Source organism: Marinomonas algae (assembly GCF_047525555.1).
Classification (GTDB): Bacteria; Pseudomonadota; Gammaproteobacteria; order Pseudomonadales; family Marinomonadaceae; genus Marinomonas.
In genome coordinates, this window is sequence record NZ_JBLIXK010000009.1 from 104,441 (window position 1) to 123,302 (window position 18,862).

Consider the following 18,862-nt stretch of genomic DNA (forward strand, 5'->3'; position numbering starts at 1 on the left):
GAAAGCCGTCTTCTGGACTATCTAGAAGGCGGTTTTTTTGTTGTGTAAAAACTGTCAGCGAGACGTTAGCAGTTGGCTTGGTGTTACCGAATAAGGCATAAATATCATTAACGGTTAAGTTGTTTTTGATACCGTGCAGGCGTTACACCAAGTGCTCTCTTGAAGTGAGTATTCATATGGCTTTGATCACAAAAACCACATGCTAAAGCCACTTGAGCGGGTATTTGGCCTTGAAACAGTAGATGGCGTGCTCGTTGGATTCTGCATTGAATTAAATATTGAAAAGGCGTAATACCAAAGGCTAAAGCAAATTGTCGAATAAGGTGGTATTTACTTAAGCCTGTGATCTTGGCGAGCTTTTCCAAACTGATATCTTGCTCAGCATAAGCATGAATGTATTCCTTGGCTATGTGTACTTTGCTGGTGTCTTTTTTGAGTAAATCTTTTATTTGGGTCGCTCTCTGGTTGAGTGTCAGTCGCATGAAGAAGGCATAGACTAATGTTTCTACTTTGAGTTTAGAAGGGTCACTCTTTAGCTCCGAAAAAATTAAGCGAAACTGATTTACAAGACGAGAGTCATGAATAATGGGCTGGTGAAAGAATGGAGCATTGCTACTTTTTAATGTGAGGTCGGCTAAGACATCATCAAACAGTTCAGGGGTAGGATACATAGCCATATATCCCCAACCATTTTCAGATGCTGATTCTCCTGTGTGTACAGAATCAGCGTTTACGATAACCAAACTGTCTGCACCAGAAGTATGATGCTCGCCTTCACTGTAAAAGCGTTGAGCACCATATTCTATAACGCCAATCGCATAGCCTTCATGAACGTGTTTGGAGAAATGCTGATCCTTAAAATGTGCGTCCACACATTCTATTCCATCATAACAATCCAAGTTAAAGAAAGTAGAACCTAATTCCATAGCCGAGTCTTATTCCATAATAAAAAATAAAAAGTGCATGATGAGAATGCGCAATTTTCTTATAGACATCACACCATAAAAAATTGCTTTTGTAAGGTAAAAATTAAACAAATAAACTTGGTATCTTTTTAAATGACCTCGGAAACACCGCAATATTCTTCTATCTGACATTATCTTTTTGATCACAATAGAGTCAATTGGATTATGTAAGAGAATTTTTATGTCGGTAATGGAATTTTTAGCGAACGAGCGTTTTATTTATTATGTCATCACTTGCCTTATTGCCGCCGCAACGCCTGGGCCAGGAACTCTAGCTGTGCTGAACTCCGCCCTGACGCAGGGACTAAGAAAAACCTTACCTCTTATGTGTGGAATTATCTTTGGGATGGGGACGGTTTCTATCGTAACGCTTTCCGGATTAAGCGCTCTAATCCTTCATTCTCAGTTGGCTTTTTCTGCTATCAAATATCTAGGTGGATTTTATATCGGGTATTTAGGAGTGATCAGTCTGCTCCCTTTATTCAGATCGACGCGACAAGCACTTCCTCATGAACAACCAAAGAAAAAAATGACTTTTTATACGGGGGTTATTCTCTCCATTTTTAATCCAAAGACCTTGGTGTTTTTCACGGCATTGCTTCCTACCTTTATCGTGCAAACAAATGGTTTAGTTCAACAGACTATCTTGCTCACTTTGGTGCTTTTAATCTGTACCTTTAGCGTTCACCTAGTTTATTCAAAACTCTGTGGGTTCGTTGCTCACTTCTTTGAGCAACGTATGAAATGGGTCGATGGTATAACAGGGATCACTTTTATGGTGTTTGCTGTCATCATGCTTTTTAAGTTATGAGGCAAACAAAGCCTTACTCACGCTTTTCCCACCAGTAAATAACAAGCCATGTGTGGTTCAATCGGTGCTAAGCTGGATTTCACTCCGAACGGCTTGAAGACTTTATCAATGATACCTTGGGCTTGGCTGCCTTTATTTTGTTCTATGTCAGTCAAAGTCCGTCGGCTGATTCCAACCAATTCTGCATAGTGAGTTTGCGACATGCCCAAAACGTTTTTCCGAAGGTATTGCAGCAATTCGCCTTGGCTGATTTCACCTAACATATGCTGCCTTAGTAAATCTAATAATAGGCTTTGTTTCTCTTCTTCCGTCATTTCCACTTTCATGTTGAATCACCTAAATGAGCAAAATATTACTCAAATATAGTGAGAGATTTAGAAGATGGGAAATATATTGCTCAAAATAGCAGCAGAAAGAGAAAAAATGTGCATTATTTTGCTCACCTTTAAACTAGGAGATTATTAGTGAACATTTGAATTTGGGAAGTAAGAAAGGAAAAGGTGTTAGAAGTCAGGTGAAAACACGGCCGCATTTTCACCTGATATCACTTTTTGATAACAAGAGATGATTTAAGCTGAGGCTTTTTTGACGAATTGAGATTTCAGCATCATGTCACCAGCGCCATCTACTTTGCAATCGATGTCGTGGTCGCCATCAACTAAGCGTTTAATCGTCGCTTTGGTACCGATTTTCAAGACTTGCGAAGAACCTTTTACTTTAAGGTCTTTCGCCAAAGTCACTTTATCACCTTCTTGTAGCAACTTGCCGCTCATGTCTTTGATGATAAGAGCATCTTCATCTTCGATGACTTCATTTGGATTCCATTCGTATGCGCACTCAGGGCAAACCAACATAATTTGGTCTTCGTAAACGTATTCTGAGTTGCATTTTGGGCAGTTAGGAAGGCTCATAGTTTATCAATACCTTTGATACAGATTGAGAGAATGTGCGCGCATTATAACCCTATTTTTGCTGTGGTTTTTCATCCAGCATAAAATTTATTTCCTTAGCCTCAATACTTCTTGAATGCATCACAAAACCAATTCATCAATCTTTGCGTAATAAATTTAACAAGCTCAAGGTGCAGAGGTATCAATATGAAATTGGGGTTAGTTTGGTTCGGCAATGATTTACGTTGTGCCGATCAAAATATACTGTCGTTGGCAGCAAGTGAAGTAGACCAATTAATCTGTTTGTATTGTGATGACCCCAAGTACAAGCAGCCAAGTCGTTATGCTACACAAGGTATGTCCGTACTACGTCGCCGTTTTTTAAACGAAGGCCTGAACAGTCTCGCCACCGGGCTAGAAGCACTTGGCCAGACCTTGTTTGTTAGCCAACAAAACGCCGCCACCAGCATAGCGCTATTGCTCAATGAGCTGCCTATTTCTCACATTTACTCTAATCATCACTGCGGCTGGAACGAGCAACAAAGCCTTCGACAAATCGCAAATGAATTTCCAGATGTGCATTTTCATATTGAGCATGGCTTAACCTTGTTTGAACCTGAGCAACTGCCTTTTACCTTGGTGTCTTTAGAAACATCAGCGAGAGAACAAAGTTTTCCCAGTTCTTTTTCTAAATTCCGAAAGTTGGTTGAAAGATTAGAAGTGCCGCAACCAACACCTAAAGTAACCAAATTGCCCGCTGTTTCAGCATTACTAGACAAGCTCGTTTTGCCTTCTATTCGACCGTGGAAAGCCGAGCCAATCACAGCTATTCCCACCTTTGCCGGGGGAGAAGAAGCGGCTCAAAGGCAACTGAATCATTACTTTTCGACCAATTTACCCAGCCATTACAAGGAAGTTAGAAACGCCTTAGACGGTTGGGGTAATTCAACTAAGTTTTCACCATGGCTTGCTCAAGGAAGTATTTCACCAAGACAAATTTTAGCCTCGCTCACACAATACGAAGAGGAACATGGAGAGAACGAGTCAACCTATTGGATTTATTTTGAATTGCTGTGGCGTGAATACTTCCACTGGTACGCAACTTATTACGGAAAGCAGCTTTTCTTAGTCGGCGGTTTATCCAACACAAGAGCCTACGGCAGTTTTTATGCTGAGCGCTTCCGTAAGTGGTGCCAAGGAAACACACCTTATCCGATCGTAAATGCGTGTATGAAACAACTCAACCAAACTGGCTTCATGAGCAATCGTGGTCGTCAAATTGTGGCCAGTTGTTTGATCCATGAACTCGGTATTGATTGGCGCTATGGCGCTGCATATTTTGAAGAAAAGCTCATTGATTATGATGTGGCATCAAACTGGGGAAATTGGCAATACATCGCGGGGGTTGGTGCTGACCCAAGAGGTGGGAGACGCTTCAATCTAGAAAAGCAGACTGAGCAGTACGACCCGAATCACAGTTTCATCCATAAATGGCAAGGACATAACTATGACCACCAATTGGATTCCGTCGATGCCTCAGATTGGCCGATTATACCTGAGTCATGACAGTGACGATTGATTCCTTATCTCCAGTTGTTGTTTGGTTTAAGCGTGATTTACGCCTGACTGATCACTTGCCCTTGAATCAAGCAATAGAGCAAAATCGCCCCATTATTTTGCTCTATATTTTTGAGCCTGAACTCTTAGCTGATCCGCATTACGATGAGCGCCATTGGCGATTTGTTTGGCAATCACTTGAAGATATAAATCGACAGTTGTCGGAGTATGGCGGACGCGTTCAAGTCTATTCAGATGAGCCACAAAAAGTTCTCCAACAGCTTCATAAAAGCACCCAATTCGACACACTTTACAGCAGCGAAGAGATAGGTTTGGGAGTCACTTTTGTGCGTGATATCCGTATCAAAAACTGGTGCCAAGAAAACAACATTATATGGAATGAAACACCAACTGGCGCGGTCATTCGGCCACTGAATCACAGAAAAGACTGGGACAGTGCTTGGCAAAAGTTAATGCGAGCTCCGCTCGCACAAGTCGAACTCGAACGCATTGCCTGGCACGCCATAGAGCAGCCAGAACCAGAGGTTCCAGATACATGGAAGACCTATCAGAAAGGTATGCAAACAGGCGGACCCAGCTTGGCTTGGCAAACATTGCACAGCTTTTATGAAGGTCGTGGCAAAGACTATTACCGCTCAATTTCCAGTCCTTTGACAAGCCGGTCAGCTTGCACGCGGTTGTCACCTTATTTAGCTTGGGGAAACATCAGCTTAAGAGAGGTTTATCAAGACCTTTTATCTCGCTGGAATACAGTTGGCTGGCGACGCAGTTTGATCGCGCTTAGTTCACGTCTGCACTGGCATTGCCACTTCATGCAAAAGTTTGAGAGCGAATGTCGCATGGAATTTCACCCCGTAAATCGTGCTTATGAGCAATTCCCCTATCGCCAAGACGAGCACGTTATGACCGACTTACAAGCTTGGCAACAAGGCATGACTGGCTATCCAATGGTCGATGCTTGCATGCGCGCGTTACAAGCAACGGGTTACATCAACTTTCGTATGCGAGCTATGTTAGTCAGCTTTCTATGTCACCATTTAAACATTGACTGGCGTTTAGGTGTTCATCATTTAGCTCGGTTATTTCTCGACTTTGAGCCTGGTATTCATTACCCACAATTCCAGATGCAAGCAGGCATGACAGGCACGAATACGATTCGTATTTATAATCCGGTAAAACAATCCCAAGACCAAGATCCAGAGGGCGAATTCATTCACCGCTGGGTACCAGAATTACATCAAGTGCCTGCGCCATTGGTACATTCTCCTTGGGACATGTCACCAATGGAAGAAGCTCTCTACGAATGTCAGATTGGGAGCGATTATCCTTCGCCCATTGTTCACCTTGCTGATGCTGCAAAAGCAGCTCGTGACCGTTTATGGGGCTATCGTAAGAATCCCGATGTAAGTGCAGAAAAGCAGCGCATTTTAGCCACACACGTTAGGCCTTCTAAGCGTCAAAAAAACACCAAAAAAAAAGCCAATAGGAAATCCTCATGAGCCAATACCACACCTTGCGAGTCATTTTAGGCGATCAATTAAACGCCGCGCATTCTTGGTTTAAAGAGCAGGATGATGGCGTACTGTATTTGATTGCCGAGCTTCATCCAGAGGCCACTTACGTTAAACACCACATTCAAAAACTATGTGCCTTTTTCTTAGCCATGGAGCAATTTTCTAACTTATTAAAAAGCGCACAACATGCAGTGCGTTATCTCACTTTGGACGATACGGTAGGGCAAACATTGGAGTCCTTGATTCTTGAGGTGGCAAAAGCAGAAGGCGTTTCTCGTATTCAACTCCAGCGACCAGACGAATATCGCGTCTTAATGCAATACAAGGCTTTAACAGAGCAAACTGAACAAGAAGTAGAAATAACCGATACTGAGCACTTTTTACTGCCGTTTGACGATATTCCAACCTTTTTCAAAGACAATCACAGCGTGCGTATGGAAAACTTCTACCGAAAAATGCGGCAGCGCTTTGCTGTTTTAATGGATGAAACAGGGCAACCAGAAGGTGGAAAATGGAATTATGACAGCGCGAATAGAAACAAACTCAAAGCACAAGATCTGCAAGATATCCCTCAGCCTTTGTGTTTTCAATACGATGTACGCCATTTACTCGCACGCATAGAACGCCATCAGATCATCTCCATCGGTCATGCAGAAGACAAACTGATTTGGCCAGTAAATCGCCAAGATGCACTGCAATTACTCGACTATTTTTGCACACATCTTTTGCCTAACTTTGGTCGCTTTCAAGATGCCATGACAAGCAAAACACCTCACAGCTGGAGTTTGTATCACTGCCGATTATCTTTTGCCTTGAACAGCAAATTAATCAGCCCTAAGCAGGTCATTAAAGCGGCGATCCAATGCTACAAAAACAATGATGAGATCGACATCGCGCAGATTGAAGGCTTTGTTCGACAAATACTCGGTTGGCGTGAATACGTACGCGGCATGTATTGGATTAACATGCCAAACTACCGAGAGCAAAATGCTCTCAACGCACAGCGCGACTTACCCAGTTACTTTTGGACAGGTGATACAAAAATGCACTGCCTTGCCAGCGCCATTGGGCAATCACTGGATTATGCCTACGCGCACCATATTCAACGTTTAATGGTAACAGGCAACTTTTGTCTATTAACTGAGATTGAGCCAAATCAGGTAGATGAGTGGTATTTAGGGATTTATATCGACGCATTGGAATGGGTAGAATTACCGAATACTCGTGGCATGAGCCAATTCGCCGATGGCGGTTGGGTCGCTTCCAAACCATACACAGCCAGCGGCAGCTACATTAATAAAATGAGCGACTACTGCACTTCCTGTCACTACAAAGTAAAAGACAAAACGGGCGAATTATCTTGCCCACTGAATAGTTTGTATTGGCGCTTCATGGTCAAACATCGTGAACGACTTGCCAAAAATCCACGCATCGGCATGATTTACGGAAACTGGGACAAACAAAACGACGCGCAAAAACACGCCGTTTTAGAAAGGGCTGAATGGTGCTTGGACAATATTGAAACGCTTTAATTAAAAAGTCTCGTTATTAACTGAGCCAATTTAATCAGGCAAACTGGCTCACCGACAGCTCAACCATAAGATCACTGCTGATATTTTCTAATGCGACTTCCAACTCAGACAAAGGCAGTTTCTCTGGCACCACAAGAATCATCTCTGTTTTAAACAACATCTCAGAACTCATCGGCGCAGGTTCACAAGACGTTTTAAGCTCTTTCACGTTAACCATAAGCGAATGCAAAACTTGAGAGACCTCTTTCACAATGCCTGCTCTGTCATTACCGACAACAGACAGCGACAGAGTTGACCCTTGAGCCGGGCTTTGAGTTGCATTTTCTACCGTGACAGTTAAGCCAAGCTTTTCGAAGTCACGCAGCTCGTTAATCAGCGCCGTTTGATAATCCAAAGGCACTGATAAGGTAAGAATGCCTGCGAATTTATCGGCTAAATGCGCCATACGACTTTCTAACCAATTACCGTGATGACGGGAAATCGTATCGGATAAACGCTCGACAATACCGGGACGATCTTCCCCTATAAAACTTAGTACTAGATGTTGCGACATAATATTCTCCATCCATTATTCTTAGCATTTTTCAAAAGAGAGTAAGAAAAAGTGTTCCATTTAATCAGTCTAGACTACGACAATCATATTAAGCAGCTAAACTTAGTAAGAGTAAAAGTTTTATTTCAAATAAGCAGAGTTAATTACGTCCCAGTTCAAAAGACTGTGATAAATTAAGTAGACTAAATGGATAACATAAAATCGGTTATCAAAGGGGAGAAGATGCTGCAAAATCAGGAAGTAAAGCAGGACGAGCGACAAGAGGCTTTACGTCTTTTATATACGAATGTCCTAACAAGCACTATCGTTTCCGCCTTGATCAGTACTGTGTTTGTATTTTCACTTACCAGTGAGGAAAACCATTACGACAAGCTCATTTGGTGGGTTGTCATGATCTTCGTACTTTCCTTGCGTCTTTTCGACCTAGCTTTATACCGCAAAAAATTGTCTCTAAACCATGCTCCATCACAAAAAGACTTGTGGCAATTTTCTATTTTATGCTTTTTAGTGTCCTCTACTTGGGGGGCATACCCTTTATTTTTTCATCCGTTCTCAGATTCTTTTGAACTTGTTACTACCATTACTATTTTATGTGGTATTGGCTCCGGCGTTGTCATTATGTGGTCTGCTAGTAAGCTCACTTCCATTATATGTATTTTGGCAATGTCAGTGCCTTATTCAACCCTGCTACTCATTTCAGGCGACCAATATGAGCGCTTGATCGGTGTTATGGGCATGACTTACGCAATCGCCATGTCGTTGACAGCATCAAAGCTTTCTAGCTTCACTTATAAAGCGATCCGTTTGAAAAACCAGAATTCACAACTGTTACTCACCATGGAAAAGAAAGTAGATCTCCGCACACAAGAGATTTACCGACTGTCTAATATAGATCGTCTAACAGGCTTTTTGAATCGCACTGCATTTTTAAAAGAGCTCAACAAAATCATTCACTCTCGCACATCGACACCCTTTGCTTTGCTGTTTATTGATCTTGATGGCTTTAAACAGGTAAACGATAGCCTGGGGCATGAAGTTGGCGACAAAGTCATCAAGGAAACCGCCGCTCGGATTGCTTCATTATCTCACGGAGACTTTCCTGTTTGCCGCTGGGGAGGAGACGAGTTTTTATTAGCTTATACATTCTCAACACCTGAGGATATTGAACCTTTTACTCAACAACTAATTGATATTATTAACCTTCCTTATGAGGTTTCCCAGTCAAAGACTTGGGTTGGAGCCAGTATTGGCATCTCGCTTTACCCTCAACATGGCACTCATTATGACACCTTGATTCAAAATGCAGATATGGCGATGTATCAACAAAAGCGTTTAGAAAAAGGCAAAGTTGGTTATTTTAATGAGTCATTACGCTTAAAAATCATTCGGGAGCGTTTTCTTAGCGATCGACTCGTTACCGCGATTGAAGACAATGAATTGCGATTAGTGTTTCAACCTATTGTAAGGAACACAACGGGAGACATTGTTGGAGTAGAAGCATTATTAAGATGGAACTTAGATGGTGAAGAAGTTTCACCAGTCGAATTTATTCCCATTGCTGAACAATACGGCGTGATAAAAAGCATAGGTTTATGGGTCGTTGAAAAGGCTTGCCAACAAATAATAGATTTGTCCGGCAAAGGAGAAGAGCTAACCGTAAGCATCAATGTTTCCATCATTCAGTTTCAAGACAAAGACTTTGTGGATCACGTCAAAGAGCTGATGAGCAGATTATCATTTGAGCCAAGCAGACTGCATATTGAAATCACAGAGTCTGTCTTTGCAGCGGACAAAGCCGCTCTAATTACTCAAATAAAAGCGCTACAAGAAATCAATATCAAGATATCCATTGATGACTTTGGAACAGGCTACTCATCTCTTGCCAGCATGCAAAGCCTCGGTGTGGATATCGTTAAAATTGATAAAAGTTTTATCGATGAAATCCACGGCAGTGGCTCAAATATTATTCATGCTGTTCTGCAAATTTCACAACCCATGGGTTACCAAGTGGTTGCTGAAGGAGTTGAAACGCTTGATCAAGTCGAAGTGCTCAACAAAATCGGAGTACATTATTTACAAGGATATTATTTTTCAAAACCCTTGGAAATTGAGCAACTCAAAAACTATTTAGACGACCGCCTTTAAACCATACAACGGAATAGGGCTTTAATATAAACAAAGCCCTGATTCTTCCTTATTCTGCCCCTTTAATTATTGGTTAAATAACTCATATAGAGAACATATAAATCTTTTTAAGGAATTAAAGAAATGTCGAATTTGATAGACAAATTAAACTGGCGCTATGCAACGAAAAAAATGGACTCGTCAAAAGCGGTTGAGCAAGAAAAAGTAGACCGTATTTTAGAAGCAGTTCGTCTCACAGCGACTTCGAGCGGCTTGCAACCATACGAAGTGATTGTGGTAACGAATAAAGAATTGCGTGAAGCCATTGTTCCGCACGCTTGGAACCAAGCTCAAATCACAGATGGTTCACACCTTTTGGTTTTCGCTGCATGGGATAACTACACAGAAGATCGCATCAATGAAATGTTTGACCTTGTGAATGACGAACGTGGTTTTAAAAATGAAGGTTGGGAAAACTACCGCCAAATGATCTTGGGCGCCTACCCTCCACGCGACGCAGAAGTGAATTTCCAACATGCAGCACGTCAGGCTTACATTGGTCTTGGCACAGCATTGATCGCAGCAGCAGAAGAAGGCGTAGACAGTACGCCAATGGAAGGTTTTGATCCTGCGAAAGTGGACGAAATTCTTGGTCTGACAGAACGCGGATTACGCTCTGTTATCTTATTGCCTTTAGGCTACCGCGCCGAAGAGGGCGATTGGCTAAAAGACCTTAAGAAAGTGCGTCGTTCCAGTGACAAGTTCATCACTGAAATGAAGTAAACCGCTGTTTGAGCGAAAACTTCTCAAAAGAACATTCTTTAAGTAAAAAGCGCCACAGCACTCGTTAAGTGATGTGGCGCTTTTTTATAGGCAGAAAAGGTGCGAATGAGAAAATCCTAATTTTTGCCCTTTTTGCGAATTTTGATTGTGATATTAATAATAGAGATCAGATGAATAAAGGGATGTGTAAATGAAAAAGTTGTTCGGGATTATAAGCATCGCGCTTTTGTTAAGCGCTTGCTCCAATGATGATTGGCGTAGCGCCAGCCGAGAACCTGCGGGTATTGCACCAAAGCCAGAAGAGGTTTCTGATGCTGTTATCGAGTTTTATGCAGCCGATGCCTTTAGTTGGCGTGGTTGGTTTGCGGTGCATACTTGGGTTGCCGTAAAAGAAGAAAATGCGTCTGAATATACGGTTTATGAAGTAACAGGTTGGCGTGTAAAACGTGGTTTACCAGCGTTATATGAATACAAAACCAGCACGCCAGATCGCTATTGGTTTGGTTCAAAGCCTGAAAAAGTTTTATCAATAACAGGCGAAAAAGCCGCAACCTTGATTCCAGAAATTAAATCTGCTGTCGCTCGTTATCCTTGGGCAAATGAATATACGGTTTTCCCTGGGCCAAACAGCAATACCTTCCCAACTTGGATTGGTCTACAAGTGCCTGAGCTTGAACTCGATATGCCATTCAGTGCAATTGGCAGTGGCTACGCGGATAATGATAGTTAATTACTCAAGTAAAGCGGGTGGAAAACCAAAACATTGACCACAAGAGTAAATAATATTGAACTCAATACATAGGAAAGTTTTACTCCACTATGTTCAAAAATCAAGCCGAATATAGATAGCAACATCATATTAAATCCGAGAACAAGAAAAATATTTGTAATTAAAAAAAAGAGAGTCTTAATAGGCTCAAGGATTTTTTCATAATATATGGCTGAAGCGCAATTTATGGCCAAGTTAGTAGGTGTCAATTTATTACAATCTAAACTATCTAAACTAACTCCCATCGTTACTTCAGTGAAAAACTTTGAACTATTCTGCTTATCTTCTAACTCAATCAACTTGAACAATGTGTCTGACCAAGCAAAAAGAACTAGGCCTATAAGAACTCCCCCTCCCTTAAAAAGGGCTGAATACCTACATTTAAGAAGACTACCTATTTTTAGAAATATATTATCCACGACCTTACACCTCTATTTTAAGTCAGTGCTTTGTCATTCCTGGATTAGGAATAAAGTTAATCACCACTTCCTCTGCTTCTGGAGCGCTGCTGTGCGGTTGATTTACGCGAGTGGCTAGTTCTGGAGTTTGTGCTTCAATCTTTGTCGACTGGGCGTCTTCATAGCCACAGGCGATGCATTCACGATATTGTTGCTCAGCTTCGTCGTCACGCCATGCGCGAATCTTATCCATCTCACTACAGCGCGGGCAGACGGCACCGGCGATAAAGCGTTTTACTGTCATTATGTTCCCTTATGAAAAAACAGTGTGGCGATAATCTCGACCACACTGTTCGTTTCTAGTTTATTTACAGATGTTGTCTATTAAGCAGCAATTCCACTGTGTCTTAATAGCGCATCAGTACTTGGCTCACGTCCACGGAATTCAGCAAACAATTCAGCCGCTGGGCGTGAACCACCATTTGCTAATATGGTATCACGGAAGTGCGCACCCGTATCTGAATTGAAAATGCCGTCTTCTTCGAATTTCGAGAAGGCATCCGCAGACAATACTTCTGCCCACTTGTAGCTGTAATAACCCGCTGCATAACCACCAGCAAAGATATGCGAAAAGCTATTCTGAAAACGGTTAAAAGCAGGCGGAGTTGTTACTGCCACTTTACTGCGAACATCATCAATAACAGACTGTACCGAAATGCCTTCTTGGTATTCCATGTGCAAACGGAAATCGAAGAGAGAAAACTCTAATTGACGAGTCATTTGCATGCCTGATTGGAAGTTTTTCGCAGCCAACATTTTATCGAGCAAATCTTTCGGTAATGGCTCATTAGTTTCATAGTGCCCTGCAATGTAAGCCAACGCCTCTGGCTCGTAGCACCAGTTTTCCATGAACTGACTTGGCAGCTCAACAGCATCCCACGCCACGCCATTAATACCTGATACGGACGCAACATCAACTTGGGTCAACATGTGGTGCAAACCGTGTCCAAATTCATGAAATAAAGTCGTCACTTCATCATGAGTTAATAAAGCAGGTTTGTTACCGATAGGTGGCGTAAAATTACAAACCAAGTAAGCTACAGGAAGCTGTAAACGATCATCGCTCAAGCGACGACGCGTACGACACGAATCCATCCAAGCGCCACCACGTTTTGCTTCACGAGCATAAGGGTCGAGATAAAAACGAGAAACGTCTTCTCCGTCTTTACTGATGGTGAAAAGCTTTAACTCATTGTTATAGCTATCAAATTCTTTTTCTTCTCGAATATCCACGCCAAATAACGTTTGTGCCACGTGAAACAATCCAGATAAAACCTTGTTCATTGGAAAGTAAGGGCGAAGCTCTTCTTGGGAAATGCTGTATTTATGCTGACGCAGTTTCTCAGCGTAATAAGTCATGTCCCAAGTGTTTAATATTTCCACTCCATTTTCTTCTTTGGCGAATGCAACTAGCTGTTCAAGATCTTGTTTTGCCGAGCTTTTTGACTTTTCTGCTAGGTTTTCCAAGAAGTCGATAACCTGCTGTCCGTTATCGGCCATTTTGGTAGCAACAGACAATTCCGCGTAATTTTCAAAACCTAAAATAGCCGCCATTTCATGACGTAAAGACAGAATCTCATCAATTAGCGGAGCATTATTGAATTTAATGTCGCCACCTTGATCGGAAGCGCGAGTCGCAAAAGCGCGATACATTTCTTCGCGAAGCTCTGCGTTGTCTGCGTAACTCATCACTGGCATGTAAGATGGGAAATCCAACGTAAACAACCAGCCGTCTTTTTCTTTTGCTTCTGCCATTTGTTTCGCTTGCTCAAGCGCCGATTCTGGTAAACCAGCTAATTCACTTTCGTCAGTGATCAGCTTACTCCAAGCTTGGGTTGCGTCTAGGACATTTTCACCGAATTGACTGCTCAATTCAGATAAGCGCTGGCTGATTTCACCGTAGCGTTTTTTTGCATCGCCTTCTAAGCCAACACCCGACAATTCAAAGTCACGAATGGTTTGCGCTAAAGACTCTTTTTGCGTTTGAGTCAGATTTTTTGCCGCGTCGCTTTCTGCCAATTTTTTATAAGCCTGATACAAAGCTTTGTTTTGACCTAGGTCAGTATAAAACTGAGTCAATTTAGGTAAACATGCATTGTAGGCTGCGCGAATTTCAGGTGTATTTTTTACCGAGTTCAAGTGACTGATTGGAGACCAAAAGTGATTCAAATCATCGTCCAGTTGATCCAGCGGTAAAACCAAGCTTTCCCATGTTGGATTGGTGTTTTCGCTCACGCAATTATCAATGGCGGTTTGATTTGTTTTCAGCAAGGCTTCTAAGTCGGCTTCGATGCTTGAAGCATCAACACCGGTGAAATTCGGTAAGCTTGTCGCGTCCCATACAGACTCTGACATATCGTGATATCCTTTTATAAAAAGTTGAGTGCTTAATACCTATTGTTTGTACTAAAGCACTGGTACGTTTCAACAGAGTAACAAAAACTGAAAAAACGTAACCTAATGACTCATGTATTAATAAAGCTATGCTTAATAAGATATGTGGTCTTTGGCTTTTTTCAATGCACAAATAACTATTGTACTAATAGTTCCTTCATTTATAACGCAAGATGTCTCGTAAGAGAGGGTTTATGGTCATGAAATTTTTCCGAGGTAACACACCTCAATTAGGCAACCGAGTTTGGGTTGATGACAGCGCTGTTGTGATTGGTGATGTCGTCATCGGCGAAGACAGCTCAGTTTGGCCTTTGGTTGCCATTCGTGGTGATATGCACCGCATTCGAATTGGCGCCCGCACCAGCATTCAAGACAACTCCTGCTTACATATTACTCATGCCAGTACTTATAAACCTGAAGGCCACCCATTAACCATTGGCGACGATGTGACCGTTGGACACATGGCGATGCTGCACGGCTGTACAATCGGCAATAAGGTGTTGGTTGGCATGGGCACAACCATTCTTGATGGCGCCGTTATTGAAGATGAAGTCATTATAGGAGCAGGTTCATTGGTTCCGCCGGGGAAACGCCTCGAATCTGGCTTTTTATATATGGGCTCACCCGTAAAACAGGCTCGTCCATTGAGCGAAAAAGAAATCGAATACTTCCAATACGCTGGACTAAATTACGTCAAACTGAAAGACGAGTACCTAGCTGAGAGTGAACTTCTCAATAAAAAAACAGACTGATATTAAACTCGTAAAAAAATACTTAACGAAAAGTGTAAGAATATTTCACTCTTCCTCGTCTAAACACTAGAAGCGAAATGCTGAGGCTCAAATGATTGATGCAAATCTTTCCTCTGATATGAATGGTTCACCCAGTGCAGATATCTTTCTCGACACTGTTTTTATGGAAGACCTACGTAGCCAAATGATTAAATTTGCGCAGTTACAGGTCCGAGACAGCCAACTTGCAGAAGATGCAGTTCAAGAAGCCATGATTTCAGCTTACAAGAACATCGATCGTTTTGGGCGGAAGTCTGCCTTCAAAACGTGGGTTTTCTCGATTTTGAAAAACAAAGTCATTGATCTCCTACGTAAAGAAAAGCGCCATACCGCAGCAAGTCAGCTAGAGGAAGGTTCAAATCTAACTGGCGACGAACTGATGGAAGTGCTTTTTAAAGAAAACGGCCATTGGAACAAACATGAACGACCACAAAAATGGGATCAACCTGATCATGGGGTTGAGAATGATCATTTTTGGCGAGTGTTTGATGCTTGTTTAAATGGGTTACCCGATAAATACGCTAGGTTCTTCATGATGCGAGAGTTCTTAGAAATGGACACCGCTGAGATTTGTCACAATGAAGAACTGACCGTCAGTAATCTTAATGTCACCTTGTATCGTGCTCGACTTCGATTACGAGAATGTCTGGAAGATAACTGGTACCAAAAGGAAGCGTTAACATGATGAATTGCAAACAAGCGACTCAATTATTGTCTGAAAAACTTGATCGGCCGCTTAGTACGAAAGAAAAGGTCTCACTTGGAATACATACAACCATGTGTGCTCCTTGCCGCCAATTCGGTCTGCAAATGGAAGAATTACGCGATATTTCAAAACATTACACCAAAGGAAACACAAAGGAAGAAAAATAATCTATCTTTTGTGTAATAAGTACCAAAGAACCAACGTCAAAAAAGAGTAATTAGAGTTTAAGGTCTTAAAACCCGCTAGCAACACCTTTGTTGCTTGATTAATGTTCACAGTTAAAAGAAGAGGATTTACCATGAAAAATACAAAAGCATCTCTAGCACTAGCACTTGGTACAGCGGTAGCCGTTTCTGCAGTTGCGATTCCAGCTCAAGCAGCAAGCAAAGAAAAATGCTACGGCGTAGCATTAGCAGGTCAAAATGACTGTGCAGCAGGTCCAGGTACTTCTTGTGCCGGTACATCTAAAACAGATTACCAAAGCAACGCTTGGAAACTTGTTCCAGCTGGCACTTGTGTTGATATGGAATCTAAAACATCTCCAACTGGCCACGGCCAATTGAAAGCGTTCTAAGAGTCTAGACACTTAATATTATGTCCAGTGTTCTTATTGAACCAAAACACCCGCGAGCCGAAGACACTTCCCCTGTGCCTTCGAGCTTTGCGAGTCGTTTTATGTCACGTTCTGGTATCAGCTTAAAACCGGCTTACTACCAACTGATTTTGTCCTCTTTTCCTGAGATAGGTTTCTTTGAAATTCACGCTGAAAACTATTTGAGTAAAGGTGGGCCAGCACGCCATTATTTAGACCTAATTCGCCAGCATTATCCTGTTACCGTTCATGGTGTCGGATTATCCATTGGCGGAGAACACCCCATTAATCAACAACACCTAGAGCGTGTTTCACAACTGGTTAATGACGTTCAACCTCAGATATTCTCTGAACATTTGGCTTGGTCGTCCCACGACAACAGCTTTCTAAATGATTTGTTGCCAGTTGCTTATGATGAAGCCACTTTACGCCGTGTTTGTGAGCACATTGATCACATTCAATCCCACGTAAAGCGCCAAGTTCTCATCGAAAACCCATCAACCTATTTCGAGTTCAATCGCAGCGAAATGAGCGAAACCGACTTCCTTACAGAAATGGTGAAACGCACTGGCTGTGGATTATTGTTAGATATAAATAACGTCGAAGTATCCTGCTTTAATCACGGCCATGATCCTTACCAATATCTGAACAACTTTCCTGTTTCAGCGGTAAAACAAATGCATCTTGCAGGACACACCACAGATCAAAATACAGTTGTGCCATTAAAAATAGACAGCCATGACGAGCCAGTCTCGCAGGATGTCTGGTCTTTGTACCAACACACGCTCAGCTTAACCGGTGATTGCCCAACACTCATTGAGCGAGATGGAAACCTTCCTGCCATTGAAGAGCTATTAGCCGAAGCTCGCTTTGCGGATCAAATTCGACAGGCTGTCAGTCAGGAGATCATCCGTGAACACGCAATTTAAAGCCGCTTTGCTCACGGAAGACACACGCTTTTATGAAGAAATAAAAGCGCCTTCAATGGAAGAGCAAGAAATACGTCTCGATGTTTATCGGAACAATATCACAGCCTCTTTAGTGGAAGCTTTGTGTGATATTTTTCCCGTTACTCAGACACTTGTTGGTGATGATTTTTTCCGTGCAATGGCGCGTATTTACGTATTAAACAATCCTCCAAGTTCTCCAATTATTCGAGAATACGGTCAGAATTTTTCAGACTTTGTACGCAATTTCGAGCCAGCTCAAAGCCTTCCTTACTTGCCAGATCTTGCTGCGCTTGAGCACGCCATGCTGACATTAACTCACAGCGAAGAATACGAGACGCTTGATCACCAAGCCGTTTCCGAAGCATTTGCGTCAGTGGAAGATCCGAGTGTTTTATCTCTTTGTGTTCCACCTACCACGCAGATTCTGGTTTCTCCTTTTGCCATCGGCTCTTTATATCAAGCGCATTTCAGTGACGGTCACCAACGACTCAATCAAGTAGACATTACGAAAAGTGAATACTTGCTGTTGGTAAAATCGCACCTTTACGGGCAACTGCATGTTATCAACAAAGAAGAAGCAATTTTCATCAAAAATCTCATGCAGGAAAAGACGCTCGAAAATGCCATACCAGAATCAGATGCGTTTGATCTTGGTGAAACCTTAGCCAAGCTCATTGAGTGGAAGATATTAACCAATATCACACAAATTCAAACAAAATAGTCGTCTTAAAAATCCGACATTCCAAGTAAAGTAATCTTTATCAAACCAATAGATTAACCAAGAATCAGAGGAAAACTTATGCTCTCTATTATCAATAATAAAAGTGAAGCGATATTTAAAAAGCTCCCGGAATCTCTGATTCTATTTGTGGCGCGTTTTGCTATTGCTGCAGTGTTTTGGAAATCTGGACAAACGAAAATCGAAGGTTTTTCTCTCGACATTATCGCCATGAAAATGGAGCTCGGTTTACCGAGATTAGCCGAATCAACCGGTTTTCTATTTGAATACGAATACAACTTACCTTTGATTCCACCTATGATTGCAGCAGTGCTCGCAACCATAGCGGAACACATTTTACCTATTCTAATTCTAGGTGGTTTATTTACTCGCTTAGCGGCGTTCGGCCTTGCCGGAATGACATTAGTGATTCAACTTTTTGTTTACCCTGAAGCTTACCCAACTCACGCTACTTGGTTGGCTATTGCCTTGCTGCTTATGTACAAAGGTGCAGGTTCATTTTCTTTAGATCACTTATTAACAAGAAACCGTTAATTGGCCGTGTTGCTTCTAGCAACAATTCCCTGAACCTATTTCAGGACGAATCCACTTGACTAGTCCTGATATAGGTTGACACTTATTCAGGTTCTAAAACGCTCGATGAACCTCATCGGGCGTTTTGTATTTTAAGGCCATATGTGGCCGACTCTTATTATAACTTTCTACCGACTCCG

The 18,862-nt window shown here is 42.0% G+C and carries 21 protein-coding genes; 14 read left to right on the forward strand and 7 right to left on the reverse strand.

Features of this window, described 5'->3' with window-relative positions; translation table 11 throughout:
* Positions 1-107: 107 nt before the first annotated feature.
* The gene (locus ACMUMQ_RS12470) at positions 108-926 is read right to left on the reverse strand and encodes an AraC family transcriptional regulator (RefSeq protein WP_414682316.1); all 819 of its coding nucleotides are present in this window, start codon (positions 924-926) and stop codon (positions 108-110) included.
* 220 nt (positions 927-1,146) lie between these two features.
* Between ACMUMQ_RS12470 and ACMUMQ_RS12475 the strand changes: the two genes are divergently transcribed.
* Positions 1,147-1,776 carry a LysE family translocator gene (locus ACMUMQ_RS12475; RefSeq protein WP_414682317.1) on the forward strand — a complete coding sequence of 210 codons (630 nt, stop codon included), beginning with the start codon at positions 1,147-1,149 and terminating at the stop codon, positions 1,774-1,776.
* A gap of 17 nt (positions 1,777-1,793) precedes the next feature.
* On the opposite strand, the gene ACMUMQ_RS12480 is transcribed toward ACMUMQ_RS12475, so the two are convergent.
* Together ACMUMQ_RS12480 and ACMUMQ_RS12485 are read right to left on the reverse strand one after the other, a co-directional pair.
* The gene (locus tag ACMUMQ_RS12480) at positions 1,794-2,102 is read right to left on the reverse strand and encodes a helix-turn-helix domain-containing protein (protein ID WP_414682318.1); all 309 of its coding nucleotides are present in this window, start codon (positions 2,100-2,102) and stop codon (positions 1,794-1,796) included.
* A gap of 243 nt (positions 2,103-2,345) precedes the next feature.
* Entirely contained in the window at positions 2,346-2,687 is a 342-nt protein-coding gene (locus tag ACMUMQ_RS12485) for a zinc ribbon domain-containing protein YjdM (protein ID WP_414682319.1), read from the reverse strand.
* A gap of 186 nt (positions 2,688-2,873) precedes the next feature.
* Between ACMUMQ_RS12485 and ACMUMQ_RS12490 the strand changes: the two genes are divergently transcribed.
* Genes ACMUMQ_RS12490 through ACMUMQ_RS12500 form a run of 3 tightly spaced genes read left to right on the forward strand, consistent with a single transcriptional unit; the run spans position 2,874 to position 7,290 of the window.
* The gene (locus tag ACMUMQ_RS12490) at positions 2,874-4,232 is read left to right on the forward strand and encodes a DASH family cryptochrome (protein WP_414682320.1); all 1,359 of its coding nucleotides are present in this window, start codon (positions 2,874-2,876) and stop codon (positions 4,230-4,232) included.
* A 2-nt stretch (positions 4,233-4,234) separates the two neighbouring features.
* Positions 4,235-5,743 (forward strand): FAD-binding domain-containing protein, encoded by a 1,509-nt coding sequence (locus ACMUMQ_RS12495; protein ID WP_414682321.1) that lies wholly within the window; start codon positions 4,235-4,237, stop codon positions 5,741-5,743.
* Positions 5,740-7,290 carry a cryptochrome/photolyase family protein gene (locus ACMUMQ_RS12500; RefSeq protein WP_414682322.1) on the forward strand — a complete coding sequence of 517 codons (1,551 nt, stop codon included), beginning with the start codon at positions 5,740-5,742 and terminating at the stop codon, positions 7,288-7,290. Before ACMUMQ_RS12495 ends, ACMUMQ_RS12500 begins: the two co-directional genes overlap by 4 nt.
* A 34-nt stretch (positions 7,291-7,324) precedes the next feature.
* On the opposite strand, the gene ACMUMQ_RS12505 is transcribed toward ACMUMQ_RS12500, so the two are convergent.
* The gene (locus ACMUMQ_RS12505; RefSeq protein ID WP_414682323.1) at positions 7,325-7,843 is read right to left on the reverse strand and encodes a glycine cleavage system transcriptional repressor; all 519 of its coding nucleotides are present in this window, start codon (positions 7,841-7,843) and stop codon (positions 7,325-7,327) included.
* 222 nt (positions 7,844-8,065) lie between these two features.
* Here ACMUMQ_RS12505 and ACMUMQ_RS12510 point away from each other — a divergent pair, with 222 nt between their 5' ends.
* The 3 genes from ACMUMQ_RS12510 (at position 8,066) to ACMUMQ_RS12520 (ending at position 11,480) form a co-directional block, all read left to right on the forward strand.
* Positions 8,066-9,988, forward strand: coding sequence for a putative bifunctional diguanylate cyclase/phosphodiesterase (locus tag ACMUMQ_RS12510; protein ID WP_414682324.1), 1,923 nt, complete (start codon positions 8,066-8,068; stop codon positions 9,986-9,988).
* 123 nt (positions 9,989-10,111) lie between these two features.
* On the forward strand, positions 10,112-10,750 hold the full coding sequence (locus ACMUMQ_RS12515; RefSeq protein WP_414682325.1) for an NAD(P)H-dependent oxidoreductase: 639 nt from the start codon (positions 10,112-10,114) through the stop codon (positions 10,748-10,750).
* Between the two features lie 190 nt (positions 10,751-10,940).
* The gene (locus ACMUMQ_RS12520; RefSeq protein ID WP_414682326.1) at positions 10,941-11,480 is read left to right on the forward strand and encodes a DUF3750 domain-containing protein; all 540 of its coding nucleotides are present in this window, start codon (positions 10,941-10,943) and stop codon (positions 11,478-11,480) included.
* On the opposite strand, the gene ACMUMQ_RS12525 is transcribed toward ACMUMQ_RS12520, so the two are convergent.
* From ACMUMQ_RS12525 to prlC, 3 genes are all read right to left on the reverse strand, one after another.
* On the reverse strand, positions 11,477-11,938 hold the full coding sequence (locus tag ACMUMQ_RS12525) for a hypothetical protein (RefSeq protein ID WP_414682327.1): 462 nt from the start codon (positions 11,936-11,938) through the stop codon (positions 11,477-11,479). The genes ACMUMQ_RS12520 and ACMUMQ_RS12525 overlap by 4 nt on opposite strands.
* Positions 11,939-11,960: 22 nt before the next feature.
* Positions 11,961-12,221: a YheV family putative zinc ribbon protein gene (locus ACMUMQ_RS12530; RefSeq protein WP_317005710.1), complete on the reverse strand. Its 261-nt coding sequence runs from the start codon at positions 12,219-12,221 to the stop codon at positions 11,961-11,963.
* A gap of 80 nt (positions 12,222-12,301) precedes the next feature.
* Positions 12,302-14,332: an oligopeptidase A gene (gene prlC, locus ACMUMQ_RS12535; RefSeq protein ID WP_414682328.1), complete on the reverse strand. Its 2,031-nt coding sequence runs from the start codon at positions 14,330-14,332 to the stop codon at positions 12,302-12,304.
* 233 nt (positions 14,333-14,565) lie between these two features.
* Between prlC and ACMUMQ_RS12540 the strand changes: the two genes are divergently transcribed.
* From ACMUMQ_RS12540 to ACMUMQ_RS12570, 7 genes are all read left to right on the forward strand, one after another.
* Positions 14,566-15,123 (forward strand): gamma carbonic anhydrase family protein, encoded by a 558-nt coding sequence (locus ACMUMQ_RS12540; RefSeq protein ID WP_414682329.1) that lies wholly within the window; start codon positions 14,566-14,568, stop codon positions 15,121-15,123.
* A 91-nt stretch (positions 15,124-15,214) separates the two neighbouring features.
* Entirely contained in the window at positions 15,215-15,847 is a 633-nt protein-coding gene (locus ACMUMQ_RS12545) for an RNA polymerase factor sigma-70 (RefSeq protein WP_414682330.1), read from the forward strand.
* On the forward strand, positions 15,844-16,035 hold the full coding sequence (locus ACMUMQ_RS12550) for a zf-HC2 domain-containing protein (RefSeq protein WP_414682331.1): 192 nt from the start codon (positions 15,844-15,846) through the stop codon (positions 16,033-16,035). The genes ACMUMQ_RS12545 and ACMUMQ_RS12550 overlap by 4 nt, the downstream gene beginning before the upstream one ends.
* A gap of 131 nt (positions 16,036-16,166) precedes the next feature.
* On the forward strand, positions 16,167-16,442 hold the full coding sequence (gene bufA1 / locus ACMUMQ_RS12555) for a BufA1 family periplasmic bufferin-type metallophore (protein WP_414682332.1): 276 nt from the start codon (positions 16,167-16,169) through the stop codon (positions 16,440-16,442).
* Between the two features lie 20 nt (positions 16,443-16,462).
* Complete coding sequence (gene bufB / locus ACMUMQ_RS12560) at positions 16,463-17,389, forward strand: MNIO family bufferin maturase (protein ID WP_414682333.1); 927 nt, start codon at positions 16,463-16,465, stop codon at positions 17,387-17,389.
* Complete coding sequence (locus tag ACMUMQ_RS12565) at positions 17,373-18,131, forward strand: HvfC/BufC family peptide modification chaperone (RefSeq protein ID WP_414682334.1); 759 nt, start codon at positions 17,373-17,375, stop codon at positions 18,129-18,131. Before bufB ends, ACMUMQ_RS12565 begins: the two co-directional genes overlap by 17 nt.
* Before the next feature lie 78 nt (positions 18,132-18,209).
* Positions 18,210-18,683, forward strand: coding sequence for a DoxX family protein (locus ACMUMQ_RS12570; RefSeq protein ID WP_317005703.1), 474 nt, complete (start codon positions 18,210-18,212; stop codon positions 18,681-18,683).
* The last annotated feature ends 179 nt before the right edge of the window (positions 18,684-18,862 follow it).

What these genes read in the sequence shown, in the direction of transcription:
- ACMUMQ_RS12500 (WP_414682322.1), top strand. Translation starts at nt 5,740, where the DNA reads ATGAGCCAATACCACACCTTGCGAGTCATTTTAGGCGATCAATTAAAC.
- ACMUMQ_RS12570 (WP_317005703.1), top strand. Translation starts at nt 18,210, where the DNA reads ATGCTCTCTATTATCAATAATAAAAGTGAAGCGATATTTAAAAAGCTC.
- ACMUMQ_RS12490 (WP_414682320.1), top strand. Translation starts at nt 2,874, where the DNA reads ATGAAATTGGGGTTAGTTTGGTTCGGCAATGATTTACGTTGTGCCGAT.
- prlC (WP_414682328.1), bottom strand. Translation starts at nt 14,332, where the DNA reads ATGTCAGAGTCTGTATGGGACGCGACAAGCTTACCGAATTTCACCGGT.
- ACMUMQ_RS12505 (WP_414682323.1), bottom strand. Translation starts at nt 7,843, where the DNA reads ATGTCGCAACATCTAGTACTAAGTTTTATAGGGGAAGATCGTCCCGGT.
- ACMUMQ_RS12545 (WP_414682330.1), top strand. Translation starts at nt 15,215, where the DNA reads ATGATTGATGCAAATCTTTCCTCTGATATGAATGGTTCACCCAGTGCA.
- ACMUMQ_RS12530 (WP_317005710.1), bottom strand. Translation starts at nt 12,221, where the DNA reads ATGACAGTAAAACGCTTTATCGCCGGTGCCGTCTGCCCGCGCTGTAGT.
- ACMUMQ_RS12480 (WP_414682318.1), bottom strand. Translation starts at nt 2,102, where the DNA reads ATGAAAGTGGAAATGACGGAAGAAGAGAAACAAAGCCTATTATTAGAT.
- ACMUMQ_RS12475 (WP_414682317.1), top strand. Translation starts at nt 1,147, where the DNA reads ATGTCGGTAATGGAATTTTTAGCGAACGAGCGTTTTATTTATTATGTC.
- bufA1 (WP_414682332.1), top strand. Translation starts at nt 16,167, where the DNA reads ATGAAAAATACAAAAGCATCTCTAGCACTAGCACTTGGTACAGCGGTA.
- ACMUMQ_RS12510 (WP_414682324.1), top strand. Translation starts at nt 8,066, where the DNA reads ATGCTGCAAAATCAGGAAGTAAAGCAGGACGAGCGACAAGAGGCTTTA.
- ACMUMQ_RS12470 (WP_414682316.1), bottom strand. Translation starts at nt 926, where the DNA reads ATGGAATTAGGTTCTACTTTCTTTAACTTGGATTGTTATGATGGAATA.
- ACMUMQ_RS12550 (WP_414682331.1), top strand. Translation starts at nt 15,844, where the DNA reads ATGATGAATTGCAAACAAGCGACTCAATTATTGTCTGAAAAACTTGAT.
- bufB (WP_414682333.1), top strand. Translation starts at nt 16,463, where the DNA reads ATGTCCAGTGTTCTTATTGAACCAAAACACCCGCGAGCCGAAGACACT.
- ACMUMQ_RS12540 (WP_414682329.1), top strand. Translation starts at nt 14,566, where the DNA reads ATGGTCATGAAATTTTTCCGAGGTAACACACCTCAATTAGGCAACCGA.
- ACMUMQ_RS12520 (WP_414682326.1), top strand. Translation starts at nt 10,941, where the DNA reads ATGAAAAAGTTGTTCGGGATTATAAGCATCGCGCTTTTGTTAAGCGCT.
- ACMUMQ_RS12485 (WP_414682319.1), bottom strand. Translation starts at nt 2,687, where the DNA reads ATGAGCCTTCCTAACTGCCCAAAATGCAACTCAGAATACGTTTACGAA.
- ACMUMQ_RS12515 (WP_414682325.1), top strand. Translation starts at nt 10,112, where the DNA reads ATGTCGAATTTGATAGACAAATTAAACTGGCGCTATGCAACGAAAAAA.